Origin of the sequence: Marinihelvus fidelis (genome assembly GCF_008725655.1) — a bacterium.
Lineage (GTDB): Bacteria > Pseudomonadota > Gammaproteobacteria > Xanthomonadales > SZUA-36 > Marinihelvus > Marinihelvus fidelis.
Map to the genome: position 1 here is coordinate 156,543 of NZ_VYXP01000005.1, position 26,253 is coordinate 182,795.

Annotated in this window: 28 protein-coding genes; 11 read left to right on the plus strand and 17 right to left on the minus strand. The window is 68.1% G+C overall.

From position 1 onward, the window contains the following. Positions 1-16 precede the first annotated feature (16 nt). Genes F3N42_RS08680 through hisIE form a run of 3 tightly spaced genes read left to right on the plus strand, consistent with a single transcriptional unit; the run spans position 17 to position 2,171 of the window. The gene (locus tag F3N42_RS08680) at positions 17-760 is read left to right on the plus strand and encodes a 1-(5-phosphoribosyl)-5-[(5-phosphoribosylamino)methylideneamino]imidazole-4-carboxamide isomerase (RefSeq protein ID WP_150864036.1); all 744 of its coding nucleotides are present in this window, start codon (positions 17-19) and stop codon (positions 758-760) included. Next, complete coding sequence (gene hisF / locus F3N42_RS08685) at positions 757-1,536, plus strand: imidazole glycerol phosphate synthase subunit HisF (RefSeq protein ID WP_150864037.1); 780 nt, start codon at positions 757-759, stop codon at positions 1,534-1,536. Before F3N42_RS08680 ends, hisF begins: the two co-directional genes overlap by 4 nt. Positions 1,537-1,544: 8 nt before the next feature. After that, on the plus strand, positions 1,545-2,171 hold the full coding sequence (hisIE, locus tag F3N42_RS08690; protein ID WP_150864038.1) for a bifunctional phosphoribosyl-AMP cyclohydrolase/phosphoribosyl-ATP diphosphatase HisIE: 627 nt from the start codon (positions 1,545-1,547) through the stop codon (positions 2,169-2,171). A gap of 24 nt (positions 2,172-2,195) precedes the next feature. Here hisIE and F3N42_RS08695 read toward each other — a convergent pair whose 3' ends face one another. Both F3N42_RS08695 and F3N42_RS08700 read right to left on the minus strand, forming a co-directional pair. Then, entirely contained in the window at positions 2,196-3,086 is an 891-nt protein-coding gene (locus F3N42_RS08695; RefSeq protein WP_150864039.1) for a c-type cytochrome, read from the minus strand. Between the two features lie 15 nt (positions 3,087-3,101). Further along, positions 3,102-3,548, minus strand: coding sequence for a c-type cytochrome (locus F3N42_RS08700; RefSeq protein ID WP_150864040.1), 447 nt, complete (start codon positions 3,546-3,548; stop codon positions 3,102-3,104). A 107-nt stretch (positions 3,549-3,655) separates the two neighbouring features. Here F3N42_RS08700 and F3N42_RS08705 point away from each other — a divergent pair, with 107 nt between their 5' ends. After that, positions 3,656-4,174, plus strand: coding sequence for a GNAT family N-acetyltransferase (locus tag F3N42_RS08705; protein WP_150864041.1), 519 nt, complete (start codon positions 3,656-3,658; stop codon positions 4,172-4,174). A gap of 1 nt (position 4,175) precedes the next feature. Here F3N42_RS08705 and F3N42_RS08710 read toward each other — a convergent pair whose 3' ends face one another. Further along, complete coding sequence (locus tag F3N42_RS08710) at positions 4,176-6,563, minus strand: DUF885 family protein (protein ID WP_150864042.1); 2,388 nt, start codon at positions 6,561-6,563, stop codon at positions 4,176-4,178. Positions 6,564-6,622: 59 nt separating this feature from the next. Between F3N42_RS08710 and F3N42_RS08715 the strand changes: the two genes are divergently transcribed. After that, positions 6,623-7,303 carry a 4'-phosphopantetheinyl transferase family protein gene (locus tag F3N42_RS08715; RefSeq protein WP_191621316.1) on the plus strand — a complete coding sequence of 227 codons (681 nt, stop codon included), beginning with the start codon at positions 6,623-6,625 and terminating at the stop codon, positions 7,301-7,303. Between the two features lie 6 nt (positions 7,304-7,309). Here F3N42_RS08715 and F3N42_RS08720 read toward each other — a convergent pair whose 3' ends face one another. From F3N42_RS08720 to F3N42_RS08755, 8 genes are read right to left on the minus strand one after another with little or no spacing between them, the layout of a single operon-like run. Next, positions 7,310-8,533, minus strand: a complete 1,224-nt coding sequence (locus F3N42_RS08720; RefSeq protein WP_150864044.1) for a beta-ketoacyl-ACP synthase — start codon at positions 8,531-8,533, stop codon at positions 7,310-7,312. Then, a complete protein-coding gene (locus F3N42_RS08725) occupies positions 8,533-9,270 on the minus strand; it encodes a 3-ketoacyl-ACP reductase FabG2 (RefSeq protein ID WP_150864045.1) in 738 nt (245 codons plus the stop codon). Before F3N42_RS08725 ends, F3N42_RS08720 begins: the two co-directional genes overlap by 1 nt. After that, positions 9,267-9,689, minus strand: a complete 423-nt coding sequence (locus tag F3N42_RS08730; protein WP_150864046.1) for an ApeP family dehydratase — start codon at positions 9,687-9,689, stop codon at positions 9,267-9,269. The genes F3N42_RS08725 and F3N42_RS08730 overlap by 4 nt, the downstream gene beginning before the upstream one ends. After that, positions 9,686-10,429, minus strand: a complete 744-nt coding sequence (locus F3N42_RS08735; protein WP_150864047.1) for a glycosyltransferase family 2 protein — start codon at positions 10,427-10,429, stop codon at positions 9,686-9,688. Before F3N42_RS08735 ends, F3N42_RS08730 begins: the two co-directional genes overlap by 4 nt. Continuing rightward, on the minus strand, positions 10,426-10,818 hold the full coding sequence (locus F3N42_RS08740; RefSeq protein WP_150864048.1) for a 3-hydroxyacyl-ACP dehydratase FabZ family protein: 393 nt from the start codon (positions 10,816-10,818) through the stop codon (positions 10,426-10,428). The genes F3N42_RS08735 and F3N42_RS08740 overlap by 4 nt, the downstream gene beginning before the upstream one ends. Then, the gene (locus tag F3N42_RS08745; protein WP_150864049.1) at positions 10,811-11,383 is read right to left on the minus strand and encodes a COG4648 family protein; all 573 of its coding nucleotides are present in this window, start codon (positions 11,381-11,383) and stop codon (positions 10,811-10,813) included. The genes F3N42_RS08740 and F3N42_RS08745 overlap by 8 nt, the downstream gene beginning before the upstream one ends. Before the next feature lie 16 nt (positions 11,384-11,399). Beyond that, on the minus strand, positions 11,400-11,654 hold the full coding sequence (locus F3N42_RS08750; protein ID WP_150864050.1) for an acyl carrier protein: 255 nt from the start codon (positions 11,652-11,654) through the stop codon (positions 11,400-11,402). A gap of 26 nt (positions 11,655-11,680) precedes the next feature. Next, positions 11,681-12,526: a lysophospholipid acyltransferase family protein gene (locus F3N42_RS08755; protein ID WP_191621317.1), complete on the minus strand. Its 846-nt coding sequence runs from the start codon at positions 12,524-12,526 to the stop codon at positions 11,681-11,683. A 26-nt stretch (positions 12,527-12,552) separates the two neighbouring features. On the opposite strand from F3N42_RS08755, the gene F3N42_RS08760 reads away from it, so the two are divergent. From F3N42_RS08760 to F3N42_RS08770, 3 genes are read left to right on the plus strand one after another with little or no spacing between them, the layout of a single operon-like run. Beyond that, positions 12,553-13,749, plus strand: coding sequence for a beta-ketoacyl-ACP synthase (locus F3N42_RS08760; protein WP_224784826.1), 1,197 nt, complete (start codon positions 12,553-12,555; stop codon positions 13,747-13,749). Further along, a complete protein-coding gene (locus F3N42_RS08765) occupies positions 13,746-14,531 on the plus strand; it encodes a beta-ketoacyl synthase chain length factor (protein ID WP_150864052.1) in 786 nt (261 codons plus the stop codon). The genes F3N42_RS08760 and F3N42_RS08765 overlap by 4 nt, the downstream gene beginning before the upstream one ends. After that, positions 14,528-16,090: an NAD(P)/FAD-dependent oxidoreductase gene (locus tag F3N42_RS08770; protein WP_150864053.1), complete on the plus strand. Its 1,563-nt coding sequence runs from the start codon at positions 14,528-14,530 to the stop codon at positions 16,088-16,090. The genes F3N42_RS08765 and F3N42_RS08770 overlap by 4 nt, the downstream gene beginning before the upstream one ends. Here the strand turns inward: F3N42_RS08770 and F3N42_RS08775 are convergent. From F3N42_RS08775 to F3N42_RS08795, 5 genes are read right to left on the minus strand one after another with little or no spacing between them, the layout of a single operon-like run. Beyond that, positions 16,081-18,357 carry an MMPL family transporter gene (locus F3N42_RS08775; RefSeq protein WP_150864054.1) on the minus strand — a complete coding sequence of 759 codons (2,277 nt, stop codon included), beginning with the start codon at positions 18,355-18,357 and terminating at the stop codon, positions 16,081-16,083. The genes F3N42_RS08770 and F3N42_RS08775 overlap by 10 nt on opposite strands. Then, entirely contained in the window at positions 18,354-19,010 is a 657-nt protein-coding gene (locus tag F3N42_RS08780; RefSeq protein WP_150864055.1) for a LolA-related protein, read from the minus strand. Before F3N42_RS08780 ends, F3N42_RS08775 begins: the two co-directional genes overlap by 4 nt. Continuing rightward, a complete protein-coding gene (locus tag F3N42_RS08785; RefSeq protein ID WP_150864056.1) occupies positions 19,007-19,903 on the minus strand; it encodes an LpxL/LpxP family acyltransferase in 897 nt (298 codons plus the stop codon). The genes F3N42_RS08780 and F3N42_RS08785 overlap by 4 nt, the downstream gene beginning before the upstream one ends. Beyond that, positions 19,900-21,222 (minus strand): AMP-binding protein, encoded by a 1,323-nt coding sequence (locus tag F3N42_RS08790; protein WP_150864057.1) that lies wholly within the window; start codon positions 21,220-21,222, stop codon positions 19,900-19,902. Before F3N42_RS08790 ends, F3N42_RS08785 begins: the two co-directional genes overlap by 4 nt. Positions 21,223-21,236: 14 nt before the next feature. After that, positions 21,237-21,509: a phosphopantetheine-binding protein gene (locus F3N42_RS08795; protein WP_150864058.1), complete on the minus strand. Its 273-nt coding sequence runs from the start codon at positions 21,507-21,509 to the stop codon at positions 21,237-21,239. A gap of 128 nt (positions 21,510-21,637) precedes the next feature. Between F3N42_RS08795 and F3N42_RS08800 the strand changes: the two genes are divergently transcribed. Beyond that, on the plus strand, positions 21,638-22,567 hold the full coding sequence (locus F3N42_RS08800; protein ID WP_150864059.1) for a chorismate transformation enzyme, FkbO/Hyg5 family: 930 nt from the start codon (positions 21,638-21,640) through the stop codon (positions 22,565-22,567). On the opposite strand, the gene F3N42_RS08805 is transcribed toward F3N42_RS08800, so the two are convergent. Then, positions 22,560-24,074 carry a peptide MFS transporter gene (locus F3N42_RS08805; protein WP_224784827.1) on the minus strand — a complete coding sequence of 505 codons (1,515 nt, stop codon included), beginning with the start codon at positions 24,072-24,074 and terminating at the stop codon, positions 22,560-22,562. The genes F3N42_RS08800 and F3N42_RS08805 overlap by 8 nt on opposite strands. A gap of 159 nt (positions 24,075-24,233) precedes the next feature. Here F3N42_RS08805 and F3N42_RS08810 point away from each other — a divergent pair, with 159 nt between their 5' ends. Further along, positions 24,234-25,658, plus strand: a complete 1,425-nt coding sequence (locus tag F3N42_RS08810; protein WP_150864060.1) for a M20 family metallopeptidase — start codon at positions 24,234-24,236, stop codon at positions 25,656-25,658. After that, positions 25,658-26,245 carry an SRPBCC family protein gene (locus tag F3N42_RS08815; protein ID WP_150864061.1) on the plus strand — a complete coding sequence of 196 codons (588 nt, stop codon included), beginning with the start codon at positions 25,658-25,660 and terminating at the stop codon, positions 26,243-26,245. The genes F3N42_RS08810 and F3N42_RS08815 overlap by 1 nt, the downstream gene beginning before the upstream one ends. Positions 26,246-26,253 lie beyond the last annotated feature (8 nt).

Genomic DNA, 26,253 nt, shown 5'->3' on the forward strand with positions numbered 1-26,253 from the left:
AAACGCCGAGGCTCACATGAAACTGATCCCCGCCATTGACCTGCTGGACGGCCAGTGCGTGCGCCTGTACCAGGGTGATTTCGGCCAGGTACAGGCCTACGAGGCGACACCGGAAGACATTGCCGAAACCTATCGCGAGGCCGGCGCCGAATGGTTGCACCTGGTCGATCTCGAGGCATCACGCGACGGCGAAGGTGCCGATACCTCGGCACTTTTCGAACTGCTCGAGCGGATTGAGATCAAGGTGCAGACCGGAGGCGGTGTGCGCGATGAAGGCGATATCGCCGAGCGCCTGTCGGCCGGCGCGGGCCGCGTGGTCGTGGGCAGCATGGCGGCCAGTGACCCGGATCGGTTTGTCACCTGGCTTGAACGATTCGGAGCCGACTACCTGGTCGCTGCACTCGATGTGCGATTGGACAAAAATGGCCTGCCGTGGCCGCGCATTTACGGCTGGACCGAGGGTGCCGGCGTCGACCTGTGGACGCTGCTGGACCAACTCGTCGCCGGCGGCCTGAAACACGCGCTGGTCACCGATATCGGCCGCGATGGCGCCATGAAAGGCCCGAACGTCGCGCTGTATAAAGACATTGTGCGACGTTATCCGCAACTCCAATTGCAGGCCTCCGGCGGTGTTTCCACCATCGATGACCTTCGGGCGCTGGCTGCCACCGGGGCCGCCGGCGCGATTACCGGCAAGGCTTTGCTGGACGGCCGCTTCAGCGTGGCCGAGGCGCTGCACGCGCTGGACGACCGGGCATGACCACCGGCCTGGCACGACGCATCATTCCCTGCCTGGACGTCCGTGACGGCCAGGTGGTCAAGGGTGTGCAGTTCCGCGACCACCGGATCATGGGCGACATCGTCCAGCTGGCCACCCGGTACAGCGCCGAGGGCGCCGACGAGCTGGTGTTCTACGACATCACCGCCAGCCCCGAAGGCCGCAGCGTCGACCGCGACTGGGTGGAGCGTGTGGCCGAGGTCATCGACATCCCGTTCTGCGTCGCCGGCGGCATCCGCAGTGTCGACGAAGCGCGCGCCGTGCTGCGCTGCGGCGCCGACAAGATCTCGATCAACACGCCGGCCGTCAACGACCCTGACCTGATCGACCGCCTGGCCGATGCCTTCGGCAGCCAGTGCGTGGTGGTCGGCATCGATTCCATCGAGCAGGACGGGCGCTGGACCACGCGGCAGATGACCGGCGACCCGGACCGCATGAGCGCCACCGGGCTGGACACGCTGGAGTGGATCGCCGCCGCCACCGCGCGGGGCGCCGGCGAGATCGTGCTCAACTGCATGTCCAGCGACGGCACCCGCGACGGCTACGACATTACGCAACTCGCCGCCGCCCGCTCGGTCTGCGACGTGCCGCTGATCGCCTCTGGCGGCGCCGGCACCGCGGCGCACTTCACCGACGTCTTCCGTGGCGCCGATGTCGACGGCGCACTGGCGGCGACGGTCTTCCATTCCGGCGCGCTGCCCATCGCCGGACTCAAGGCAACGCTGGCCGATGCCGGCATCCGCGTCCGGCCCTGCTGAGGTAAACCATGTTTGACGCTAACGACATTGACTGGGACAAGGGCGACGGCCTGGTGCCCGCCGTGGTGCAGCACGCCTTCGACGGCCGCGTGCTGATGCTGGGCTACATGAACCGCGAGTCCCTGGCCGTGACCCTCGACAGCGGCCGGGTCAGCTTCTGGTCGCGGAGCCGGGGCAAGCCGTGGACCAAGGGCGAAACCTCTGGCAACGTCCTCGAACTGGTTGACATCAGCGTTGATTGTGACGCCGACACGCTGCTGGTGCGGGCGCGCCCGAAGGGCCCGACCTGTCACCTTGGCGACGACAGCTGTTTCGACGGCCGCGCGCTGGCCGGCGCCGCAACGACTGGGCCCGGACTGGGCTTCCTGGCCGCGCTGGACCGCCTGGTCGAAGCCCGCGAGCGCGAGCGGCCAGAAGGCAGCTACACCACCCGCCTGTTCGAGGCCGGCACCAAGCGTGTGGCGCAGAAAGTGGGCGAAGAAGGCGTCGAGACGGCGCTGGCCGCCGCCGCGGGTGACCGGGATGAACTGCTGGATGAATCCGCCGACCTGCTCTATCACCTGCTGGTGCTGCTGCGCTGCCGCGACGCCAGCCTGCAGGACGTGGTCACCCGGCTTGCCGCCAGGCACGGCTGAGGCGCCAGGGTCACTGCCTGGCGGTCAGTCGGTGATCGACTTGAGGTAGGCCGCGATCGCCTGGCGGTCTTCCTCACTGAGCTTGGCCATGTTCTCCTGCACCGCGACCATGTCGCCGCCAACGATGTCGTAGTCGGGGTCGACGCCGGTTTCCAGGTAATACGCCAGGTCGCCGGCCGACCAGCCGCCGATACCGTCAGAAGTGCCGGTGATATCCGGGGCCCGGCCCTCGCCGGCGGGCAACGGCGCGCCCTGCAGCCAGCGGGCCGGATCCATGGCCATGGCGACATTGCGCGGCGTGTGACACTCGCCGCAATGACCCAGTCCTTCCACCAGGCTGCGCCCAAGCTCGATCTGGACCTCGTCGGCGGCGACATCGCGCACCGGCTGGTCATCCAGGAACAGTCGCTTCCAGGCGCCGATGGGTCGCCGCCAGCCGTAAGGGAAATCCAGTTCATGCGCCGGCGCCCGGCCCTCAACCGCGGGCAGGCTGTCGAGCCAGGCCTTCAGGTCCAGCAGGTCCATGGTGTCTGCGCGTGCGTAGGAGGTGTAGGGAAACGCCGGGTAGTAATGACGGCCGTCCGGTGACAGGCCGCGGCGCATGGCGTTGACGAACTCCAGGTCCGTCCACGCGCCGATGCCATCCTCGGGGTGAGACGAGATATTCGGCACATGAAAGGTGCCGGCCGGGGTAGCCATGACCAGCCCGCCGCCCAGCTCCTGGGCCGCCGGCTTGCCGCCATCACGCACCGTGCCATGGCACGAAGCGCACCCACCGGCATGGAAGGCGCGCTCGCCATTGGCAAGACTGGCGCGATGCTCAGGCAGGTCGGCGGCCGACAGCGGCAACGGCCGCGTCAGCCACCAGAACGCCAGCGCGGCCAGCGCCAGCCCCAGGATCAGCCAGCGAAGCATGCTCTCAGCCCGCGATCAGTCCTTCTCGACGCGGTAGTCGTCGTGGCAGCCCTTACAGGTTTTCAGAATGTTGTTCAGCGAAAACTTCAGTCCTTCAACACTGTGTGGGTTCGCCTGGATGGTCGTGGACACCATGTGATTGTACTCACCCAGCGCGTCGCGGAACCCGTCCGGGTCGCTCCAGATGGTGGACTTGGCCTCGGTGTCGTGGCCGGTCTCGCTGCCCGGCGGGAACAGGTCGCCGAACTGCTTGCCGGTTTCCGCGAAGACCGCCAGGCTCTTGCGCATGGTCACGACATCGAAATCGATCTCGCCCTTGGTCATGCCCATCAGCGGCTTCAGGGCTTCGCGCGTCTGCTTCATCAGCTCCTGGCGCTGCTCGATCGGGTCTTCGGTATCGGCAAATGCGGCCGCGGCCAGTAGTGTCGTGGCCGCCAACGTGGCGATCAGGGCGTTCTTCATCGGGAAACGTCTCCGGTCATGGAAAGTGGCAAGCCACCACTGTAGTCAATACGGCAATGGCTTGAAAGACTGTTGTCGAAATTCGGTGTCGGCGGCATCATGACCCCATGAACACCGCGACCGCCTCCGCGCCCCAGGGCACGGCCTTTCACATCCGACCCATGACCCCGGGCGACAGTTCCGCCGTCGCCGCGATTATTCGTTCGGTTATGACCGAATTCGGCGCCGTCGGCACCGGGTTTTCGATCGAGGACCCGGAAGTCGATGACATGTACTCGGCCTATCCCGCCCCCGCGGCCGGATTCTGGGTGGTCGAGCGCGATGGCAGGGTCGCCGGTTGCGGTGGGTTCGCCGCGCTGGTGGGCGGCGATGCCGACACCTGCGAGCTGCGGAAGATGTACTTCATGCCGGAACTGCGCGGCCTGGGTGCCGGGCACGCGCTGATGGAAATAGTCCTGGATGCGGCCGCGTCGGCCGGCTACCGGCGCATCTACCTGGAAACGCTGGCGTCGATGGAGGCCGCCCGGGCCCTGTACACCCGCCACGGTTTCGAGCCGCTGGACGGACCGCTGGGCTGCACCGGCCACGGCGCCTGCAACGCTTTCATGGCGCGTCCGCTGGGCTGAGTTACCAGAGCGAGTTGCCGCAGCCCTTCAGCAGCGCGTTGCCCAGCTCGACCTCGACCCGCAGTTGGTACTCGATATCCGCCATGGTGTCCGCGCACGGGCCATCACCGACGCGCACCTCGACCGGCTGGCCATCGACTTCACCCCGGTAGCGCTCGAAACCGCCAACATCTTCCGGCGAACTGGCATTGAAACGATGCTCGGTGGACTCGTAGCCCGTGGTCAGCACGGCAGGACGATCCTCGAACAGCTCCAGCGTCCACGGCGGCTCGTTGCCCTGGGCGCGCATCGTGACCCCACGCAGGCGCGCGTCTTCCCAAAGCGTGGCCTGCGGATCGACAACGCACCGGGTGCTTACGCCGCGCATCGTCAGCGTGGCCTCGCGGCCCTTGTTCCAGAATTCCACGCCTTCGGCTTCGTAGCGTGCGCCCGAGGCGGAACGCGCTCGCTCCAGTTCGTAGGACGCCGCCGGCAGGATCAGCCACAGGCCGGGGTCCTGCTCGCTGGTCACCACGTGGCGGCCGTCTTCGCACAGCCAGGCCCAGTTGTGGCGGTCACCCTCGATGTCGACCGGCGGCAACAGCGCCGCGGACAGGTCGGGGAACAGCGCCCGCGGCGACGACTCGCCCATCATCTGCTGGCGCACCAACGGGATGGGCGGGCCACCATACGACAGGAAGGTATCGTGGAACTCGCGCCAGGCCTGGCGACCGCCGCGCTCCGCGGTCCAGTCGTCACGCAGTCGCTTGATCAGCAACTTGCCCATCGTGTAGTTCAGGTAGGCCGGGTCATAGGTGCCGCGCGCCGCCTGCTGGATGGCCGTGCCCTCGGACTGGTAGGCCTCGTCCATGAAGAAGCGCTGCGCCTCGGCCACCGACCAGCCCTTCGTGTGCAGGCCGATGGACGCCAGGAATCGGGCGTCACGCAACAGCGCGTTGCTGAGCTGGCCGATGCGGGTTTCGGCGTCGGCGCCGCGCAGGCCGGCTTCCAGCATCATCTCCTCGGTGTAGTGGGCCCAGCCCTCGCCGAAGGCGTAGCTGACGAAGGCACGGCCAAAAATCCATTCCGCGCGGTTGGCGTGCATGAAGTTCAGGAAATGCCCCGGCCAGACCTCGTGCACCGAGGTGAACAGCAGGTCGGACTCGCCCGGCAGGTAGTCATGCTGCACCTGCTGTGACCACGCCGGGTTGGGCGGAGAGATGTAGTAGACCGAGGGCTGGTTCTCCTCCCAGGGCCCGGGAATATTGATGTAGGCCGAGTTCGAGCGCGCGTACGGCGGCGCCTCGGCCACCAGCGCTTCTTCCTCGCCGGGGATGGTCACCAGGTCCTGCTCCACCAGGAAGGCGCGGGTTTCGACCAGTTGCTCGCGGGCGGCCACCACGGGGCCGGCTTCGGGCTTGCGGTCGGACATACGCGCCATGCAGTCGGCAATACCCTCGCCAGGCGCGAACTCGGCACAGGCCTGTTCCAGCGCACGCAGGTTGCGGGCCATGTCGGCGCGGCCGATGGCCTCCAGCTCGTCCAGCGGGATGTCGACGCGCTCGGTGTCCCACAGCATCTGGCGGTACAGGTCAGGGCCCAGCGCATAGCGGTCATCGGCGATGTTGCGGCCGTATTCGAGCCAGTCCACGACGCCGCGCATGGCCTCGATCGCCTCGGCGTTGGCCGCCTTGAAGCGGGCCCGCAGCGCGTCGTCGCCCACACCAATCCAGATGTCGGGCACATCGTTCTCGAAATAGTCCGCGTAGCCGCCAAAGGCGTCGATGCCCAACTGCAGCCACGGCGCCGGCATCGGCAGGCGCAGGTTCATGCGGATGTAGCGCACCGCATCGGGCAGGTTTTCCAGGTAGGTGGTGAAGGCCGCCATGCGCTCTTCCGCCGGGGCGTAATCCAGCGTGATGTACGGACTGGGGTCCAGCGAATCGTTCATCCAGCCGATGTAGAACTGCGGGTTGCGGTACGGCCAGCGCGCCTTTTCCAGCCAGAACAGGTCGTGATCGATGCGCGACACGAAATACTCGCGCTGGTACTGCTGGCGATCACTGAGGCTGTTGTCGGCGAAGGCCAGGGCGTCGGCGCGCGCGGTCTTCAGCCGCGCCGCTTCGGCCTGCAGGCCTTCCGGACTCCAGTCCGGCAGCTGGCCGTCAAATTCATGCCGGCCCTGCAGCACCGCCCACGCGGGATGCGCGACCATGTGGGCCTCGATCTGTTGCTCCACGAACGTATCCCACTTGGGGTTGGCCCTGTCAGCCGCTGGAGGCTGGGTCGCCGGTGCCGGTTTCGCCGCCGGGGTGGCAGCGGACGGGTTATTCGTGGTCTCGGGTTCACCGCCACAGGCGGCAAGGGCGATGGCGGCCAGCAGGCCGACCAGGCGTGATCGATGTGTCATTCAGGATGCCAGTCGTTGAACGAGGCCAACGATTCTAACAGGCTGTTCGCTGTGCGACGATGGCGATCATGAACCCGGTTGCCGCCACCCTTCGCGTCGAACCCATGCCAGCCGAAAACCTGTTGCCCGGCGCACCTGGCGGCACGTTCGGATGGCGGCTTTACGCCGGCAACCTGCCGCTCGCGCTGGTACTGCTCTCGCTGCGCCAGGGCTGGCCGCTGCGACAGGCCCTGGCCGGGCTGGATGACGAACAGCAGGCCCGTGCCGCCAGCCTGGGCGCGCCCGGGCGGCGCCAGGAATACATCATCAGCCGCCGCATGGCGCAGTCGCTACGCGCAATGGCCGGCTCACTGCCTCCGCGCACTGGCACCTGGCGCCGCGGAATCAGCCATTGCCGCCAATGGGTGGGCGTGGCGCTCAGTGCCGGTGACGCGCTGGGGTTCGATATCGAGTGCCGCGCGCCTCGGGCCGTGGCGCCGGTGGCCGAGCGGCTGGGCTGGCCGGGGGAATGGGCGGCGACACGAAGCGGCTGCCTGCATGGCTGGACGGCCTGGGAGGCGTGGTGCAAGCTGCGCGGCGGCTCGGTGCTCGACCCACCCGGCGCCGGCTACGCGCGGGTCATCGACCAGCTGGGTTCGCCGTCGCGGATGACGGCGCGTTGGATCGACGCGAACGCCTGGGTTGCCGGCGAAATGGAAGGCGCGCGCTTTTGCCTGGCCGTCCGGCCAACCACGCGGTGACCGCGGTCAGACCTGACCCAGCACCAGGGAAGTATTGATCCCACCGAAGGCGAAGTTGTTGCTGACGATGACATCAGTTCGCAGCTCGCGCGGCTCGCCACGAATGTAATCAAGCCGGCCGCAGTCGGTGTCGACGTCTTCAAGGTTCAGGTTGGGGGCAAACCAGCCGTCATTCATCATCATGATCGACCACCAGGCCTCCATGGCCCCGCAGGCCCCCAGCGTGTGGCCCACGTAGCCCTTCAGCGACGACACCGGGACCTGGCTGCCGAACACCCGCTCCGTGGCCTGGCTCTCGGCGATATCACCCTGGCGGGTGGCCGTGCCGTGGGCGCAGACATAGCCGACCCTTCCCGCTTCGATGCCGGCATCCGCGAGCGCCATTTCCATGACATCACCCATGGTCTCGCTGGTCGGGCGGGTGACGTGGTTGCCATCGGAATTGGTCGCAAAGCCCTTGATCTCGGCCAGGATGTGGGCGCCGCGCGCCTGGGCATGCTCCAGCGATTCCAGCACCAGCGTCGTGGCGCCCTCGCCGATGACCAGGCCATCGCGGTCGCGGTCGAACGGCCGCGGCGTGCGCTCCGGCTCGTCGTTGCGCGTGCTGGTGGCGTAGAGAATGTCGAACACGCCGGCCTGCGACGCACAGATCTCCTCGCTGCCGCCGGCAATCATCAGGTCCTGCAGGCCGTACTTGATGGCTTCATAGGCGTAGCCGATGCCCTGGCTGCCGGCCGTGCAGGCGCTGGTGGTGGGGATAACACGGCCGCGGGTGCCGAAGAAAATGCCGATATTCGCCGCCGCCGTGTGGCTCATCAGCCGCACGTAGGTCGTGGCGTTGACGCCGCGGGCGCTCTTGCCGTGTACCAGCGGCACCATCTCCGCCGCCGCGTCCGGGCTGCCGGCCGACGAGCCATAGGCCACGCCCATGCGCCCTGAACGAACCACCGGGTCATCGAGCAGGCCGGCGCTGTCCAGCGCCATCTCAGTGGCCCGCACCGCCAGCTTGGCGTTGCGACCCATGGTGCGGGTCCGCACGCGGGTGTAATGATCGGGCAGCTCGAAACCTTCGATGGGTGCACCCAACCGGGTGTTCAGGCTCTCGATATCGCGCCAGGCTTCCATGTAGCGCACGGCGTTCCGGCACTCGGCCAGGCGCTCGCGAATCGATGGCCAGTTGTCACCCAGCGCGGTGATGCCGCCGGCGCCGGTCACTACCACCCGGCGCATCAGCACAGCCCCCCGTTCACGCCAATCACCTGGCGGGTGATGTAAGCGGCGCCGGGGCTGAGCAGGAAGCGCACCAGTTCGGCGACTTCTTCGGGCGCACCCGCGCGGCCCGCGGGGCAGGCCTTGAGGATTTCGTCCATCGGCGCGTCCCGGGTCATATCGGTTTCAATCACGCCGGGCGCGACGCAGTTGACGGTGATGCGGCGGCTGGCCAGTTCCACGGCCAGCGCCTTGGTAGCGCCGATGATGCCGGCCTTCGAGGCGCTGTAGTTCACCTGGCCGCGGTTGCCGATCAGCCCGGAAACCGACGACAGCGTGATGATACGGCCCGGCTTGCGCGTCCGCACGAAGGGCATGATCAATGGATGCAGCACGTTGTAGAACCCACCCAGGTTGGTATCGACCACGGCGTCCCAGTCCTCGCCGCTGAGCATGGGGAAGGCGCCGTCGCGGGCGATGCCGGAATTCAGCACCACGCCGTAGTACATGCCGTGGGCCTCGATGTCGGCTTCCAGCACCTGGCGCGCGGCATCACGGTCACCCACGTCAAACTGCAGCACCCGCGCGGAGGCACCCAGTGCGGCGCAGTCGGCGGCCACGGCATCGGCGGCGTCGCGGTTGCCCAGGCAGTGCACCACCGGGTCATAGCCATGGCCGGCCAGGTCCAGCGCGATGGCGCGGCCAATGCCCCGGCTGGAGCCGGTCACCAGAACGGCTTGGCGGTTGTCTTCGGTCATGCGGTCTCCGGGGGCTGCCGGTACAGGGTGACGCGGCAGCCGGCCTCGATATCGTGGTTGAGCAGGCGGCCATCGTACGCCGCCATGCCACCGGGGTCCATGAAGGCTTCCTCGACCTCGATCTCCAGCACCGTGCCGGCTTCGATCCATGACCGGCTGGCCTCGAAGCGACGCGTGCCCAGCAGCAGCCCGCGCGGCTCCGGATCACCATCCACCCGGGCGTCATGGCCGGCAACGATACCCACGCTCTGCGCGAACAGCTCGATGAGCACCCAGGCCGGCCAACCCCGGTCGGGGTCATAGAACGGCCTGTCGCCGTCGGCCGTTACCCGCGTTCGGGCATAGCCCCGGCGCACGTCGAGGATCTCGTCGATCATCAGGATGCGACCGCGCAGCGGCAGGAAATCGCGTGGCTTCACGGCTGTCCCCGCAGCCGCCGCCAGGCCAGCATCGGCGATCGCAGCAGCATGCCGATCACCAGCCGGGTGTGGGCCAGCGTCATGACCACGTTGTCACGCAGGTAATGGAAGTGGGAGACGCCGTCTTCCGGATAGACCACGCGGGTGGGCACAAAGCGCATTGGCAGCCCCGCCCAGCTGGCCAGCACCAGTACCTCGACGTCGAAGTCCATGCGCCGGCCGGGCCGGTGGCGGTCCAGCAGCGGCACCACCCGGGCCAGCGGATACACGCGAAAGCCGCACATGGCGTCGGGCACCTGGCGCGACCAGGTTTCCAGCACCACCAGGCCGTTGGTCAGCTTGCGGCCCCAGCGCCGGGACGCCGGGATATCGTCACCAAACACCGGCCGGCCGCAGATCATCGCCTCCGGCGCCTCCGCGCTGGTGGCCAGCAGCGTGCCGATATCGCCCAGGTCATGCTGGCCGTCGGCATCGACCTGCAGTGCATGGCTGTAGCCCCGGTCCAGCGCGACCCGCAGACCGGTCATCACGGCCCCGCCCTTGCCCTGGTTCTCTTCGTGCAGCGCCACGTGAAAACCCAGGTTTTTGCCCAGGGCGACAATCGCCTGGCGCTGTTCAGCGTCACTACCGTCATCGACAACGATCAATGGCAGGCCAGTGTCCAGCAGGCGCGGCGCCAGCTTTTCAAACAGCGCCGCGTGGTTGTAGTGCGGCACGACGATGGCGTAGCGGTAGGTCATGAAAAACCCACCTTGCCACTGGAACACGGGCCGTCGGGGCCGTCGAAACCGAACCGCACGGCCACCGCGCCGGCCCCACCGACACGCTGCAGGCGCAGGGTGAGCTCGCTGCCGGGCAGCACGGGCTGGCGAAACTTGAGGTTATCCACCCGCGGCGCGCCGCCCAGCACGGGCCAGGCCGCGCGTGCGAACGCCACCGCCCAGTGCAGCTGGACCACGCCGGGCAGCACCGGGTTACCCGGGAAATGGCCCTCGAACCACGTGTTTCCGGGGTCGACCCGCAGTGCCAGCACCACATCATCCGCGCCACCCGGTTCGGCGCCGCAAACAATGGGCCAGCCATCGCCGAGCGGCCACAGCGGGTTCACCGTTCGGGTCGAATCAGTCATTACGCCCCCGCGCGACCCGCCGCCGGTAGACAGGCCGGACCAGGCACTCGATGCCAATCATGGCGCCAATCAGCACATAGGCCAGGAAACCGTTATAGAAGGCCCAGGTATCCAGCGAGGCGGCCAGCGCGGTCCACGCCGCGACGGCGCCATTGGCGGCGAAGAAGACCGCCCAGCACGCGGTGACGACGCGCAGGTACGGCGTCGCCTCATCCGGCAGTTCGCGCCCGGCCAGCCGCAGGCCACGCTCCAGCAGCGATGGCGGCCGCATCAGGCTCCAGGCGCAGGCTCCGCAGAGGGCCGCGTTAACCAGCACGGGGTACAGCAGCAACCCGCGTGAATCACCGCTGAGGACCACGGCAACAACGAACAGGACGATGGCGACCATGGCCAGCGGCAGCAGGCGGCCGAGTCGCTCCCCCAGCATCAGTGATCGCGCAATGAGCAGCCCACCAAGAACCACCACCATGGGCGCTACGCCCAGGCGGTCGAGCCCTTGCCAGACCAACAACGGGTAGATGACCAGCAGGAGCGCCACCAGCAAACGCGGGATGCCCGGGGTCACGCCTGGCCTGGCGGCGTCAGGCCGCCAGCGCGTGGACCGTGTCGACCACGTCCTGGACGGTGCGCACGGAACGGAACCGCTCGGGGGGAATGCGCTCACCGGTGATGTTCTGCAGCTGCACGATCATGTCGACGGCATCAATGCTGTCGATGCCCAGATCCTCGTACAGCAAGGCCTCGGGCGAAATGGCCGAAGCGTCGATCTCGAATTCTTCCACCAGCATGCGTTGGAGGTGCTGGTAGATGTCTTCCCTGCTGCTTGGCGAGCCCATGCAGTGATTCTCCGTTTAGAAGGCTGTTATTTTACACCGCCGGTGAGGCGGGATTGAAGTTCAGCGGTCAATGCCTGGCTGCGAGAGCGCTCACTGTCACCCATCGCCTGGAATTCGTCCGCGGGTAGCCGGTCCAGCACCTCGAAAGTCCATCGCGGCCGCGTCACAGGCACGTGGTACCAGGGCGAATGCTTGTGCAGCAACAAGGGCTCACAGGTGATCCGGATGGGCAGGATATCCGCGCCGGCGCGCAGGGCCGCGAGCGCGGCGCCGCGCCGAAACCGCACCGGCTGGCCCGGTACTGTCCGCGTACCTTCCGGAAACAGGATCAGGCACTCGCCCTGGCGCAGGCGCTGCTCGGCCGAGTCCAGCAGCTGCGTGGTGTCGTGGTTGGGGATATACCGGGCCATGCGCACCGTGGCCATCATGAAGGGGTTGAACCAGTGCGCGCGCTTGACCACGCTGACCGCGCCCGGAAACAGGGCCAGCAGGAAGACCACGTCGATCAGTGTCGGGTGATTGGCCACGACCAGCGTGCCAACCCCGCTGGCATTGGGCGCATTGACCGGCGCGCCATCGTCACCCGGCTCGGCGCCACGCACCCGGTAAGTGAGCCCGACCTGCGCCATGATGGCGATGAAGGCGCGGAACAGCTGTGACACAATGCCACGCGTCATGCGCTCACGCCGATCCTTGTCCCGAACCACCAGCGCCAGCAGGGGAAACACCACGATGCCGACCGCCAGGCCACCCAGGCCGAACAGCGTGAAACTCATCGCCGTCCACGCGAAACGCACCGCGCGATCCAGCCACTCGGGGCCGAATGAAGGCTTGGCTGCGGCGTCGTCGCGCGCGGGTTCAGGAGCAGGCATGGCGCCCATCTTAGGCGCGTGTTGACATGATGCAAACCTGCGCGATCAACGGCTGGACCCTGACATCGGCACTGGGCGCCGGGCTGGCGACCCTGGGGCCCGCACTGGCAGCGCGTGAGTCCGGCCTCAGGCGCAATGATTTTCCCGGCTCGGGCATCGATACCTGGATCGGCCGGGTCGATGGCCTTGACGATGGCGAGGCGCTGCCGGAGCGCTGGCGCAGCCGCAACAACGCGCTGGCCGAGCTGGGGCTGGCCCAGGACGACTTTATCGGCCGGGTGCGGGATACCCGCGACCGACTGGGCGCCGACCGGCTGGGCGTGATCATCGGCACCAGCACCTCCAGCATCGGCCGCACCGAGGCCGCCTACCGCGCCATGGATAACGATCGCTGGCCCGCCGAGTACCTGCAGCCGGACGTGCACCAGCCGCACTCGCCCGGCCTGTATGTCGCGCACCGGCTGGGCATCACCGGCCCGGCTCTGACCATCAGCACCGCCTGCGCGTCCAGCGCCAAGGTGTTTGCCAGCGGCTGGCGCTGGCTGCAATCGGGTGTCGTCGATGCCGTGGTGGTGGGCGGCGTGGACTCGCTGTGCCACAGCGTGCTGGGTGGCTTCAGCTCGCTGGAGCTGACGTCCACCCAGCCCTGTCGACCGTTCGATACGCGCCGCGACGGTATCAGCCTGGGCGAGGCCGCCGGCTTCGCCCTGCTGACCCGGCCGCAGGACGCCCCGGCCAGCGCGCCGTGGCTGGCCGGCTACGGCGAGACTTCCGACGCTTTCCACATGTCGCAGCCGCCTGAAAACGGCGCCGGCGCTGAAGCTGCCATGCGCGCGGCGATCGGCCGCGCCGGGCTTGATGCCGCCGAGATCGGCTACGCGAACCTGCATGGCACCGCCAGCCAGGCCAATGACATCGCGGAGTCCCGCGCGTTGTCCCGCGTATTCGGCGAGCCGGTGCCAGTGTCGTCGACCAAGGGGTGGACCGGGCATACCCTGGGCGCGGCCGGCATTGTAGAGGCCGTGATCGCCCTTCAGGCCCTGGTCACCGGGCTGCTTCCGGGCACCCTGAACCTGTCGGAACCCGACCCGGGCCTGGCGTTCCCGATCCTGCAGGACAACCTGGAGGCATCGATCGGGGCCGCGCTCAGCAACTCCTTTGGTTTCGGCGGTAACAACTGCAGCCTGGTGTTCCGGCGCCGCCTCAGCGGGGCCGAAGCATGAAGGCGCGCATCGCCGGCATCGGCGCCTGGGGGCCGGGCTTCAACAGCGCCGACACGCTGATGGCGATCATCGACAGCGGCGAGCCCGCCGTGGGGAGCGATGAAGCCGCGGCGACACGGCCCGCTGCGACGGTGATCCCGCCGCGTGAGCGCAGACGCGCGCCGCTGTCGGTCAAGCTGGCCGTGGAGGCCGCCGGCCAGGCCTGCACCGCCGCCGAAGTGGAGCCTGCGGAAGCCGCCTGCGTGTTCGTCTCGGCCCTGGGCGACCTCGACATCACCGATTACATGTGCCGGACCCTGGCCAGCGACACGCCACAGCTCTCGCCAACGAAATTCCACAACTCGGTACACAATGCCCCGGTGGGCTACTGGTCCATCAGCACCGGCAACCACCACGCCGGCAACGCCGTGGCGGCCGGGCCGGATTACAGCCTGGCGGCATCGTTGATGGAGGCCTTTATCCAGTGCGAGGTCGAGCAGCGCCCGGTGCTGTGGGTCACCCAGGATATCGCCGCGCCCGCGGCCTACCAGCCGCTGTGGCCGGTCGACCACGCCTGCGCCTTCGCGCTGCTGCTGTTGCCGTGCGCGGACGAAGCGGCGACCCGCCTTGAACGCACCGGTCAACCGGCGGAATGGCCGCCGCTGGAACACCCGACACTCACAGGGTTGTACAACGACAACCCGTCGGCCCGGGTCCTGGCCCTGCTCCAGGCGCACCAGTTTGGCGAGCCCGTCGACCTTCCGCTGGCTCCCGGACAGGGCCTGAGGATATCGCTGCCATGAACACCCAACCCGATGTCGCCATCATCGGTGGTGGCCTGGCTGGCCTGACGCTGGCGCTGCAGTTGCGCGAGCGCATGGATGACCTGGACGTGGTCGTGGTCGAGCGCAACCACCACCCGGTGCCGACCGCGGCGCACAAGGTCGGCGAATCGATGGTGGAAATCGGCGCGCACTACCTTTCCCACACCGTCGGCCTGCAGGATCACCTGGACAAGGCACATGTGCGCAAGAACGGCCTGCGATTCCATTTCGGCGCGCAGGGCCGCGAGTTGCACCATGCCGACGAACTGGGCGTCAGCCACCTGCTCGCCGTGCCCAGCTACCAGGTCGATCGCGGCGTGCTCGAGAATGAGCTCGGCCAGCGCGTGCGCGCCGCCGGCGGCCGCTTCGTCGATGGCACGCGGGTGGTGAAGGCGACCACCGATTCCGGTGCGCACCGCCTGCAGTGCCGCGGCGATGACGGCGAGTTCGAGCTGCGTCCACGCTGGCTGGTCGACGCCGGCAGTCGCGCGGGTCCGCTGCGACGCTCGCTGGCGCTGGCGCGGCCGGTAGAGCACGACGTCAATGCCGCCTGGTTCCGCGTCGACGCCGACATCGACGTGGGCGACTGGTCCGGTGACGCCACCTGGCAGGCGCGCCCGCGTGACCTGCCACGGCGCCAGAGCACCAACCACCTGATGGGCCCCGGCTACTGGTGCTGGCTGATCCCGCTGGCCTGCGGCGCCACCAGCATCGGCATCGTCGCCGACGGCGGCATGCACCCGCTCGAGGACTACAATTCGTTCGACCGGGCGCTGGCCTGGCTGGGCCGCTACGAACCCGTGCTGGCCGATGCCGTGGCTGACAAGCCGGTCATGGACTTCGGTTTCCTGCGGCACTTCAGTCACGATGCGCAGACGCTGTACTCGCCCGAGCGATGGGCCCTGGCCGGCGAGTCGGGCGTCTTCCTGGACCCGTTCTACTCGCCCGGCACCGACTTCATTGCCATCGCCAACACGATGGTCACCACGCTGGTCGAAAACGACCGCCGCAGCGGCGACGCGCGCCGGGACTGCCTGCTGTTCGAGCAGCTCTACCGTTCGTATTTCAACAGTTCACTGTCGCTCTACCAGGGTCAGTACCCCGGCTTCGGCGACCGTCACCTGATGGCGCTGAAGTCCACCTGGGACTACTGCTACTACTGGGGCGTGCTGGCCTTCCTATACGTGAATGACGCCATCACCCGGGCCGGTCTGACCGCCGATGAACGCGCTCGACTGGCCGCGGTAGTCGGGGTTCACCAGGGCCTACAGGCGCGGTTTCGCGCGCGCGCCTCTGAAGCGCGCCAGGAGCCCGGCCGCGGCGTGTTCATCGACCAGTACCGGATTCCCATCCTGAAGCGGCTGAACGCCAGCCTGGCCCGCGGTGCCAAGAACGTGGAACGCGAGCTGCAGGACAATATCGCCGAACTGGAACGGCTCGCGCCGCTGATCGCCCGCCGGCTGGATGACGCCAGCGCGCCGGCCGGGGACTGGGAACGTGAGCAGCTGGGCGAGTTGCCGCGCTGGCTTCAGGCCTGAGTGCGGCGCGACCCCAGCCTGGCCACCAGGTAGCTGAGTAACGCACCCAGGGCCACCGCCGTGCCCAGCGAGCGCAGTGCCGGGATTCCGGAGGCGGCGAGCACGGCGAAGGCAACCACCGTCGACGCCGCGCAGGTGGCCACCGCATGCCGGGTGTCCGCCCAGTCCCGGCCGCCGCGGCCCAGGAACAGCGCGTAATCCAGGCCCAGGCCGCCCACCAGCAGCAGGCCGACCATGTGGTAAAGGTCCAGCGGACCGGTCAGGAGGCGCAACAACAGCGCCGACGACACCAGCGCCGCGGCGACACAGGCCAGCGACCAGGCCGCGCGCGCCGGGCGCACCCGCCAGCACAGCAGCGCCGCGATCAACACCAGCACCATGCCCAGCACCCGCCAGGTGCGTTGCTGGTAGCCAGCCACCAGCGATTCGGACGCTTGGCGGTAGTCGACCACGAAGACCTCACCGTCAAACCGTTCCGCGATACCGTCGACCACGTCGCGGCTGACCGTGCCGGGCAGGTCGACAAGGCTGACCCACTGCACCTCGCCAGCTGGCCCGGCCAGGCGCAACAGTGACGCGTCCACCAGGGGCGCCAGCGGGCTGCCGGCGTAGTCTGCGGCGGATACCGGCGCCAGATCCTTTGCTGCCATGGCGTCGTCAATAAACGGCTCGAAGGCCGATTCGCCGAACGGCAATTCGGCCGTAGCGGCCCGCAGGCGCTCGCGCAGGACGGCCTCGGACGGAATCCGGTTCTGCCTTTCGCGCTGCAACGAAACCGGCGGCAGCAATGGCGCCAGGTCGCGAAAGCCCTCCAGCTGCTCCGCCCGCACAGCCGCGACCAGGGCCTCGTGCAAGGCCTGGCGCCGCCGGGCCAGCTGATCCGGGTCGCTGTCAGCCAACGCCAACTGGTAGCGCATGCTGGGCGCGCCCACGGCCTGGCGCAGGGCCGCGTCGCGCCGCAGCTGGGCTTCGGGCACCGGGCTCAGGGCGGACAGGTCACGGTTCCAGAACGGCACCGACCCCGCCAGGCCAAACGGCATCGCCGCAAGCGCGATCAATGCGGCGACCAGCACGACCAGCGGCAACACCAGTCCGGGCGAGCCGGCGTTGCCGGATTCCACCACGTCCAGCGGCTCCCCAGCGGCATCACCCGCCAGCACCGGTAGCACCCAGCGCGTGGTCGCGGCCGCGGCGATCACGCCGACGGCGGAAAACAGGCCCAGCTGCGCCATTCCCTCGGCGCCACCCAGCAACAGTGCGCCATAGGCCAGCGCCGTGCTCACGGCGCCCAGGCGCAGCGTCGGCCAGACGCGCCGCATGGCGTCGCCGCCCGGTGAATGTCGACGATGACTGAAGTAGTGCAGCGGAAAGTCGATCGCGATACCCAGCAGGGTAAAGCCGAAGGCCAGCGTGATGCCGTGCACCTGCTCAAAGGCCAGCGTCAATGCCGCCAGCCCCGCCACCATGCCAGTCGCCAGCGGTACCGCCGCCAGCCAGAGCACCGAGAACCGCCGGTAAGCCAGGCCGATGACCAGCACCAGCGCGATACTCGCGGCCAGGGAGCGCCAGGTCGCCTCGGCCCGGATCGTGTCCCGCAATTCAACGCCGAAGACGCCTGCGCCACTGATCTCGGCAGCCCCGGGGTCCAGCCCTTCCGCAGCCAGCGCGTCGCGCACCGCGGCGATGGCCCCGGCCTGCCCGTCCAGGTCAAAGGGCGCGGCGACCGTTTCAATCACCAGGACCTGGCGGCCGGTCAACCCTGCTGCCGCGCCCGACACCGTCACATCCAGCCCGGACAGGGCATCGAAGGACGCCAGCGTCGGATCGTGACGGAGCAGCGCCTCGTACGTTGGGTCGGGGGCCAGTCCCAGCTCGGCCAGCCGGTCGCGCAGCGTCGCGGCCAGGCCTTCGGTGCTCCAGTCGGTATCGGTCAGCAGGTAACGATAGCGCCAGGCCGGCTCCGGGGGGCGCGAATCGGTGTTGCCCTGGCCGGGTAGTCGCGCGATGTCGGAATGAGCAGACAGCCGCGCCACCACCCCCGCCGGCACATCCACCCCCGGCGGCAGCGCCAGCAGCAGGAACCGCGCGCCGGGCGTGTCACCGGCCCGGGCCACCAGCACGCGCTGGTCCAGCCCCTCGGCGCGTGGCAGGAACAGCCCCAGGTCGTAACTGAAACCCAGCCGCGTGGCGATGATGACCAGTCCGGCCAGCAGGGCCAGCAACCACGCGGCCACGACGCGCCGGCGATGCTGGCTGGCCGCGTTCACGGCGACGCCGGCCCGTCGGTGATTATCATGGCCTGCCGGGTGCCCCTGGCGTCGACGCGGTCGATGGCGACCAGCTGGTTGTCCTGCCCACGAACCTCCAGCAGCGCCAGGTGCTCGCGCAGCGCCTCGTCACGCGGCTTCAGGTGCAGGGTCCACTGGCCATCTCCAGCCTCCAGGTAGTCGGCCAGGAACACCGCGCCCAGGGCGTCGACATCGCCGGACAGCAGTGCCTTCAGGCCCGCCATCATCGCGCCCAGACCAGGCCGGCCCGACAGCGGCAATGACCGCGCCCGTCCGTTCTCGCCCTGGATTTCCACGCGATCACCCAGCACTGAAAGCCGTGCCCTGGACGGGCTGTCGACCCATTGCACCAGCTCGCCGATGTCCGGGAGCCATTGCAGGCGGCCGGTGTAGGTGACCGGCCCGGAGAACAACCCGCCCTCGCGGGTTTCGCGATAGTGCAGCACGTCGCTTGAGTCGGCGGCCAGGCCGGACAGGCGCGCCACCATCGCGGGATCCGGGGGCAGTACATCGCCGTCCGCGCCGGCCGCTACCGCGCCGGCGTTGGGCGCCAGGGCCAGCACCACGCACAGCAAAAGTCGTTTCGCCCTTTCCGGAATCGTTGGTCTACGCCCGCCTGCCCGGTGGCTCATCGTTCGGCCCAGTAGTCGAAGAAGTTGAACCAATTGTACGGGGCCTCCGTTGCCCGGGCGGCGAGCCGGTCGGCATAGCGCTGGGCGCATTCCGCCAAGGCCGCGGCTCGCTCGGCACGGGCGACGCCGGAAGGGACTTCGAAACGCTCGAAGACGACCCGGTACTGGCCGGCGCCCACACGCAGGCCGAAGAACAGCACGACCGGCACGCCCAGCACCATCGCCAGCTGCCACGGCGCGGTCGGCAGGTGGGCCGTGCCGCCCAGGAACTGCACCGGCACCGAGGCTTCGCGGCCACGCACGCGGTCGCCCAGCAACGCCACCAGGGCGCCATCGCGCAGGGTTTCCGACAGCTTCAGGCCCACGTTGGGCGAGCCGCCAAGGTCCAGCACCTCGCCCGCGAGCGACGGGTTCAGCGATTCGAACAGGGCCGTGATCGCGGGGTTCTGCCGGCGGTCCTGCACGTACCGCAGCGGCAGCTGCGGCCGCCGGTGACGAGCGACCCGCGAGGCCTCGAAACTGCCCAGGTGGGAGCCCAGCAGGAAGCAGCCCTGGCCAGCGTCGAGCGGCTCGTCCAGGGCCGCGGTGCCGGACAGCTCGACATCGATCCCTCGGCCATCGGCGCCCAGGATGAACAGGCGGTCGAGGGTCACGCTGGAGAAGTTCCAGAAATGCCGCCAGGTGTCGCGCCAACGCGGTTCGCGCCCCAGGACCCGCCGCAGGTAGTCACGCGACAGCGCGCGCTCTTCCCCGCGGGCCAGCCAGAACCACGCGCAGACGGGGCCCAGCATCAGGCGCGCCAGGCGCGGCCCACAGAACAGGCAAACGCGGGCAAACGCGGTGACCAGGCCAGCAGAGGCCACTTCCGGGCGCGACTGCCATTCCGTGGTCATGTTTCGCGGCGCTCCAGCAGTTGTTCCAGGGCACCCAGGGGCAGCTTGCCGGTGTCGTTGTACGGCAGCGCGCCAACCCGGAGCAGGGGCCGTGGCAGCAGGGCGGCATCGACATGGCCGGCCAGGTACGCGTGCACGGTCGCTGGCGCCGCTTCGCCACTGTAGGCGCCGGCCAGGCGCCCGCCGGCCCGGGTGCGCGGCAAAAAGATCACGCCGTCCTCCACGCCCGGTGCCTGCTTCAGCAACGCCGTCAATGCCGCCAGTGAGCCGCGCTTGCCGGCCACGTTGACCAGGTCGGCGCTGCGGCCTTCGAAATGCAGGTGACCGTCGTCATCCATGCGCAGCTGGTCCTGGACGATGACGGGGCCGGGCAGGTGGTCGGCGCTGACCCGCGTCTCGCCGTTACGGGTGTGGAAGCGGAACCCGGGAATGGCGCGCCAGCGTGGCTCAACGGCCACCCGGCGTGTCGCCAGGCAGCCGGTTTCGCTGCAGCCGTAGACATCGATGAGCTGGGCCCCGAATCGCTCTTCCAATTGTGAAGCCAGCGCCGCATCCAGCGGCGCCGTGGCGGAAATGACGCGTTGGATGGCCGGGAAGCGCGCCTGGCTGCCCAGCATCGCCTTCAGGTGCAGCGGTGTGCTGACCATCACGCGGGGCGTGGGCACCTGTGCCAGCGCGGTGGCCACGTCGGCGGGGTACAGCGGGCGGGACGAGGCGATGACGACCGGCAGCCGCAACGGCGCCATGACCGTGACCTCCATGCCATACATGTGCTGTGCCGGCACCGTGGCGACCATGCCACTGGTCTCGGCCAGCCCCGCCAGGTAGGTCGTGGCGTTCAGTTCCACGCCATGAAAATGAGTCCGCCACCGGCGCACGACCTCGCTGCCGGCACCGGTGCTGCCGGACGTAAAGGACCGGCTGACAACCGTATCGGCTTCGATCTGCGGCACCTTCGTGGACACCTTCGTGCCCAGGTCCTGGCGCAGGTCGTACGCGGGCATCCCGGCGGCGAGTTCGGCGCCATCGTGCAGCAGCGTGGGCGAGTCGTGCCCTTCGGAAACGCTTAGCTGCGCACCGACGGTGTCGTTTGGTGGCAGCAGCGTACACAGGCCACGGCAGAGCGCCGCCGCGAAGGCCACCTGGAACCGGTAGCGGTCCCGGGCCAGGTTGATGACGGCGCCGCGCTGCGGTATGCGCTCCGCCAGCGCGTGAACATCGCCCAGGAACCGGGCAACCGTCACCGGCTCGCCATCGCGAACCGCGAAAACCCCGTCCAGCGGACGGTCGAGCAAGGGTAAGGTGGAACGTTCGGCCATCTCGCCGCCGGCGCTCAGCCGGAAGTGCGTTCCTCTTCGACGAAGCGAGCCAGGCTGCGCAGGTCACGGAAGACTTCGCGCGTGGCCTCGTCCTCGGCCTTTACCTCGACGCCATAGGTCTTCGACAGCGCGAGCGCGAGCTCCAGCGCGTCAATGGAGTCCAGGCCCAGCCCTTCGCCGAAAAGGGGTTCTTCCGGTTCGATTTCCGACGCCTCGACATCCTCGAGATTCAGCACCTCGACGATCAGCGTGGCGAGTTCCTTTTCCATCAGTGAGGTTTCAGTCATGACAATCTGCTTCGGGCGCCCATGGCGGGTGCCATTTCGGTGTGTATCAGCCGCGCAGTTTATATTATTCTGCCCCCGCTCCACGATACCGGATAGAGAAATGCCCCTGGCCCGAACCGACAGCGCCCATGGTCTCGCCTGAACCCTTCCCGCAGCACGCGGGCGCGGCGATGTCGTTTGCGCTCGATGACGCCAGCCCCGGCACCGAGTTTGCGCGGTTCGATTTTCGCCCCGGCGCGCGGCCTGGCGATGGCGTCTTTACCGTCGACATGGCGCACCTGGCCGGGCCCCGCATCGAATCGTGGACCAGCGCTGATGCCGGCAACCTGCTGTTCGTCGAACTGCGCGCGGCACCCGGGGAAGACATCATGGCCGCCGCCGAGCGCCTCTACCGGGAGCTGTTCCGGCACCTTGACGAACGCGGCTTCCGCCACATCATCAAGGCCTGGAATCACGTCCCCGATATCAACCACGGCGAGGGTGACGACGAGATTTACAAGCGCTTTTGCCTGGGCCGTGCCCGCGCCATCGACGCCGCCTACGCCGACCGGCCAATGCCCGCCGGCACCGGGGTGGGGTTCAGCGCCGACGCCGGCCTGCAGGTACAGGCGCTGGCCAGCCGCGAGGCGCCGCTGTACATCGAGAACCCGCGCCAGGTGAGCGCCTTCGAATACCCGCGCCAGTATGGCCCGCGCAGCCCGTCCTTCAGCCGCGCCGTGGTGGCCGGACCGGGCCGGGACCGGCTGTTCGTATCCGGTACCGCCGCGATTGTCGGGCACCAGTCGAAGCACGCCGACTGCCTGGTTTCACAGGTGGAGGAAACCCTGCGCAACTGGCAGAGCCTGTTCGCGGCCTGCACGACGGCCACGGGACTGAAAGCGGGCTTCGACCAAGGCGGCGCCTACCGCGTCTACCTGCGCCATGCCGATGACCTGGACGATTGCCTGGCCGCGCTGGCGCGCGGCGGCGTTCCACTGGAAAAGACAACCGTGCTCCGGGCCGACATCTGCCGGCCGGAGCTGTTGTTTGAACTCGACGGGGTGGTCGCGCTTACTTGACCCCGTGCATCAGCTTGTTGATGAGCGGTGCGGCGACCAGGTAGACGATACCGAACACCAGGCCCAGCCAGAACAGCTGCATGTAGGTGTCGGAATACTGCGCGATGGCCGCGCCCTCGGCCGGGCCATGCCCGCCACCGGACGCGATGGCGGCGATGATGCCGGCCACGTACTGCGCCATGGCGATCGACAGGAACCAGCCGCCCATGGCCAGCCCCACGTCCTTGTCGTCGGCCAGCTTGGTCACCATCGACAGGCCAATCGGCGAAATGCACAGCTCACCGGTGGTGTGCAGCAGGTAACAGATCGCCAGGAAAATCCACGGCACCAGGCCGGCCGGGTTCTGCATGTTGTTGATGGCCCAGACCAGCACGAAGAAGCCCAACGCGACCTGGATCAGGCCGAGCGCGAACTTGCGCGGGATCGACGGGTTCATGCCCAGTTTCTCCAGCCGCGGCCAGATCGCTGCGAACACCGGCGCGAACAGCAGGATATACAGCGGGTTGGCGGACTGGAATACGCCGAAACCGCCGGCCTGCCAGGACGCGCTGTCCCCGTACATGGGCGTGGAGAATTCGCGCGCGAAGAAGTTCAGCGAGCTGCCGGCCTGCTCAAACAGCGCCCAGAAACAGGCGTTGGCCAGGAACAGCAGCAGCATGGCGATGTAGCGCTGCAGCTGCACCTTGCCCAGGCGAACGCCGGAAACGACGAAGTACACGCACAGCCCGGCCATGATGCCGACCAGGATGAAGCCCAGCACGGTGCTGGCTGACAGCAGGAAGTAGCACACCGCCGCCAGGCCCAGGGCCGCCAGGCCGACCACGAAAAACCGTGTCCAGCTGTCCTTGCCCGGCTCCGGCCGCCCGACCGAACCCAGCGAACCCTTGGCCCATTCCAGCCACAGCGTCGACAGGATCATGCCGATGCCGGCGGCGAAGAAGCCCCACTTCAGGCCGTACTGGGTGCCGATCCACGCCGAGGTGATGAACGGCGCGATGAAGGCGCCCAGGTTGATGCCCATGTAGAAGATCGTGAAACCGGAATCACGGCGCACATCGCCCGGTGCATACAACTTGCCGATCATGGCCGAGATATTCGGCTTGAACAGGCCATTGCCGGCCACCACCAGCGCCAGGCCGATCAGGAACCAGTTCAGGTCCTCGATGGTCAGCACGAACAGGCCGGCGGCCATGATGATGGCACCCAACAAAATCGAACGCTGGTAACCCAGCACGCGGTCGGCGACGTAGCCGCCGGCGATACCGGTAGCGTAGACCAGCGCGGTGTAGCCGCCGTAGACCAGGCTGGCCTCGGCGTTGGCCTGGTCGCCCAGGTGGCCGAAGAACGTGGTGGCCACGTAAACGGCCAGGATGGCGCGCATGCCGTAAAAGGCGAAGCGCTCCCACATCTCGATGGTAAACAGTTGCCACAGGGCCTTCGGGTGCCCCAGGAATTCGCCGGCGGGCAGGCCGGGCTGGTGCGGTGTCGTGGATTCGGGTTGGCTCACGAATGCTCTCCCTGGAAAGTCTTTTGGAATCGTTATCAGTGTTGGCTATGGAGTTATCCACAGCGAAATCGCGGCAAGCATAACAGAAAGGCATATGCCGACGGCGCCACGGCCGGCATGCGATAATGGCGCATCCCATCCAATCGAAGCGGTACGCCCATGGACCAGCAAGTCGCCCAGCAGTTTATCGACGAAAAATGGAACGACGAGATCACCCCCGAGCTGATCGAGTACATCCGTATTCCCAACAAGTCGCCCCATTTTGACCCCGACTGGGCCGAGCACGGCTACATGGAGCAGGCTGTGCAGCAGATCCATGACTGGTGCGCGAAGCAGGACCTGCCCGGCATGCACATCGAGATCGTCCGCCTGGAGGGCCGCACACCGCTGATCTTCATGGATATCCCGGCAACCGGCGGCGGCAGCAACGACGACACGGTGCTGCTCTACGGCCACCTGGACAAGCAGCCGGAAATGACCGGCTGGGCCGATGACCTGGGCCCATGGAAGCCGGTCATCAAGGACGACAAGCTCTACGGCCGCGGCGGCGCCGATGACGGTTACTCCGCCTATGCCTCGCTGACCGCGATCCTGGCGGTGCAGCGCCAGCAGCTGCCGCATACGCGCTGCGTGGTCATCATCGAGGCCTGCGAGGAGTCGGGCAGCTACGACCTGCCGCACTACATCGAGCACCTGGAAGACCGCATCGGCCAGCCGTCGCTGGTGGTCTGCCTGGATTCCGGCGCCGGCAACTACGAGCAACTCTGGCTGACCGTGTCGCTGCGCGGCATGGCCGCAGGCACCCTGCGCGCCGACGTGCTGGAAGAAGGCGTGCACTCCGGCTATGCCTCGGGCGTGGTGCCGTCCAGCTTCCGTGTGCTGCGCCAGCTGGTCGCCCGCCTGGAAGACGAGGACACCGGCCAGGTGTTGCCGGACTACCTGCACACCGAGATCCCCGCCGAGCGCCTTCAGCAGACGGAGAAAATGGCCGAGGCCCTGGGCGATGCGGTCTGGGAAGCCTACCCCTTTGTCAAGGGCGTCGAGCCGCAGGCCGACAACAACGTTGACCGGATTCTGAATCGCACCTGGCGCCCGGCGCTGTCCTACACGGGTGTCGACGGCATGCCGTCGCTGGCCAATGCCGGCAACGTGCTGCGCCCGCACACCAGCCTGAAACTGTCGATGCGCCTGCCGCCCACCGTGGACGGCGAAGAGGCCACGCGGCAGATGAAGACGACGCTGGAGGCAAACCCGCCCCACAACGCGAAGGTTGAGTTCGAAGCCGACCAGGCCGCCACCGGCTGGACCGCGCCGGACGTTGCCCCGTGGCTGCACGAGTCGCTGGAACGCGCCTCGCAGGCCGCTTACGGCAAGGGCGTGATGTACATGGGCGAGGGTGGCACGATTCCGTTCATGGCTATGCTCGGCGATGCCTACCCGGAGGCGCAGTTCATGATCACCGGCGTGCTGGGGCCCAAGTCCAACGCCCACGGCCCGAACGAGTTCCTGCACCTGCCGTTCGTCAAGAAGCTGACCACCTGCGTGGCGCGGGTCCTGGTGGACCACGCCAACCGCGGCCAATGATGGCCAGCCGTCGCAAAACGATCCGACCGCATCTTGGCCCGGCACGGCTGGCCGGCCTGCTCGCCGCCATGCTGCTGGCCCCGGCCATGGCCGCCGCCGAGGTCACGTCAACGGATGCCAACGGCTTTGGCATCGTGCAGCAACGCAACCTGCCCGGTGTGACGCCGCAGCAGGCCTGGGCCGCGATGACCCGGCGCGTGGGCAGCTGGTGGGATCCATCCCACACCTGGAGCGGTGACGCGTCGAAGCTGAACCTCGAGGCCAAGCCCGACGGCTGCTTCTGCGAGTGGCTGCCCAACGGTGGCTGGGCCGAGCACATGCGGGTCGTTTATCTGGTACCCGGCCAGAGCCTGCGCCTGCGCGGTGGCCTTGGGCCGCTGATGGAGCTGGGGTTGAGCGGCACCATGACCTGGCGCGTCAGCGCCAGGGAAACCTCGGGTGACACCGCGGCCGGCACCCTGGTCGAATGGCGCTACATCGTCAGCGGCCACCGGCCGGAAGGCTTTGCCGACCTGGCGCCCGCAGTCGACGGCGTGCTGGGCCAGCAACTGGACCGCCTGGCGGACTCGCTGGCCAGCCAGCCCTAGGCGCAGCC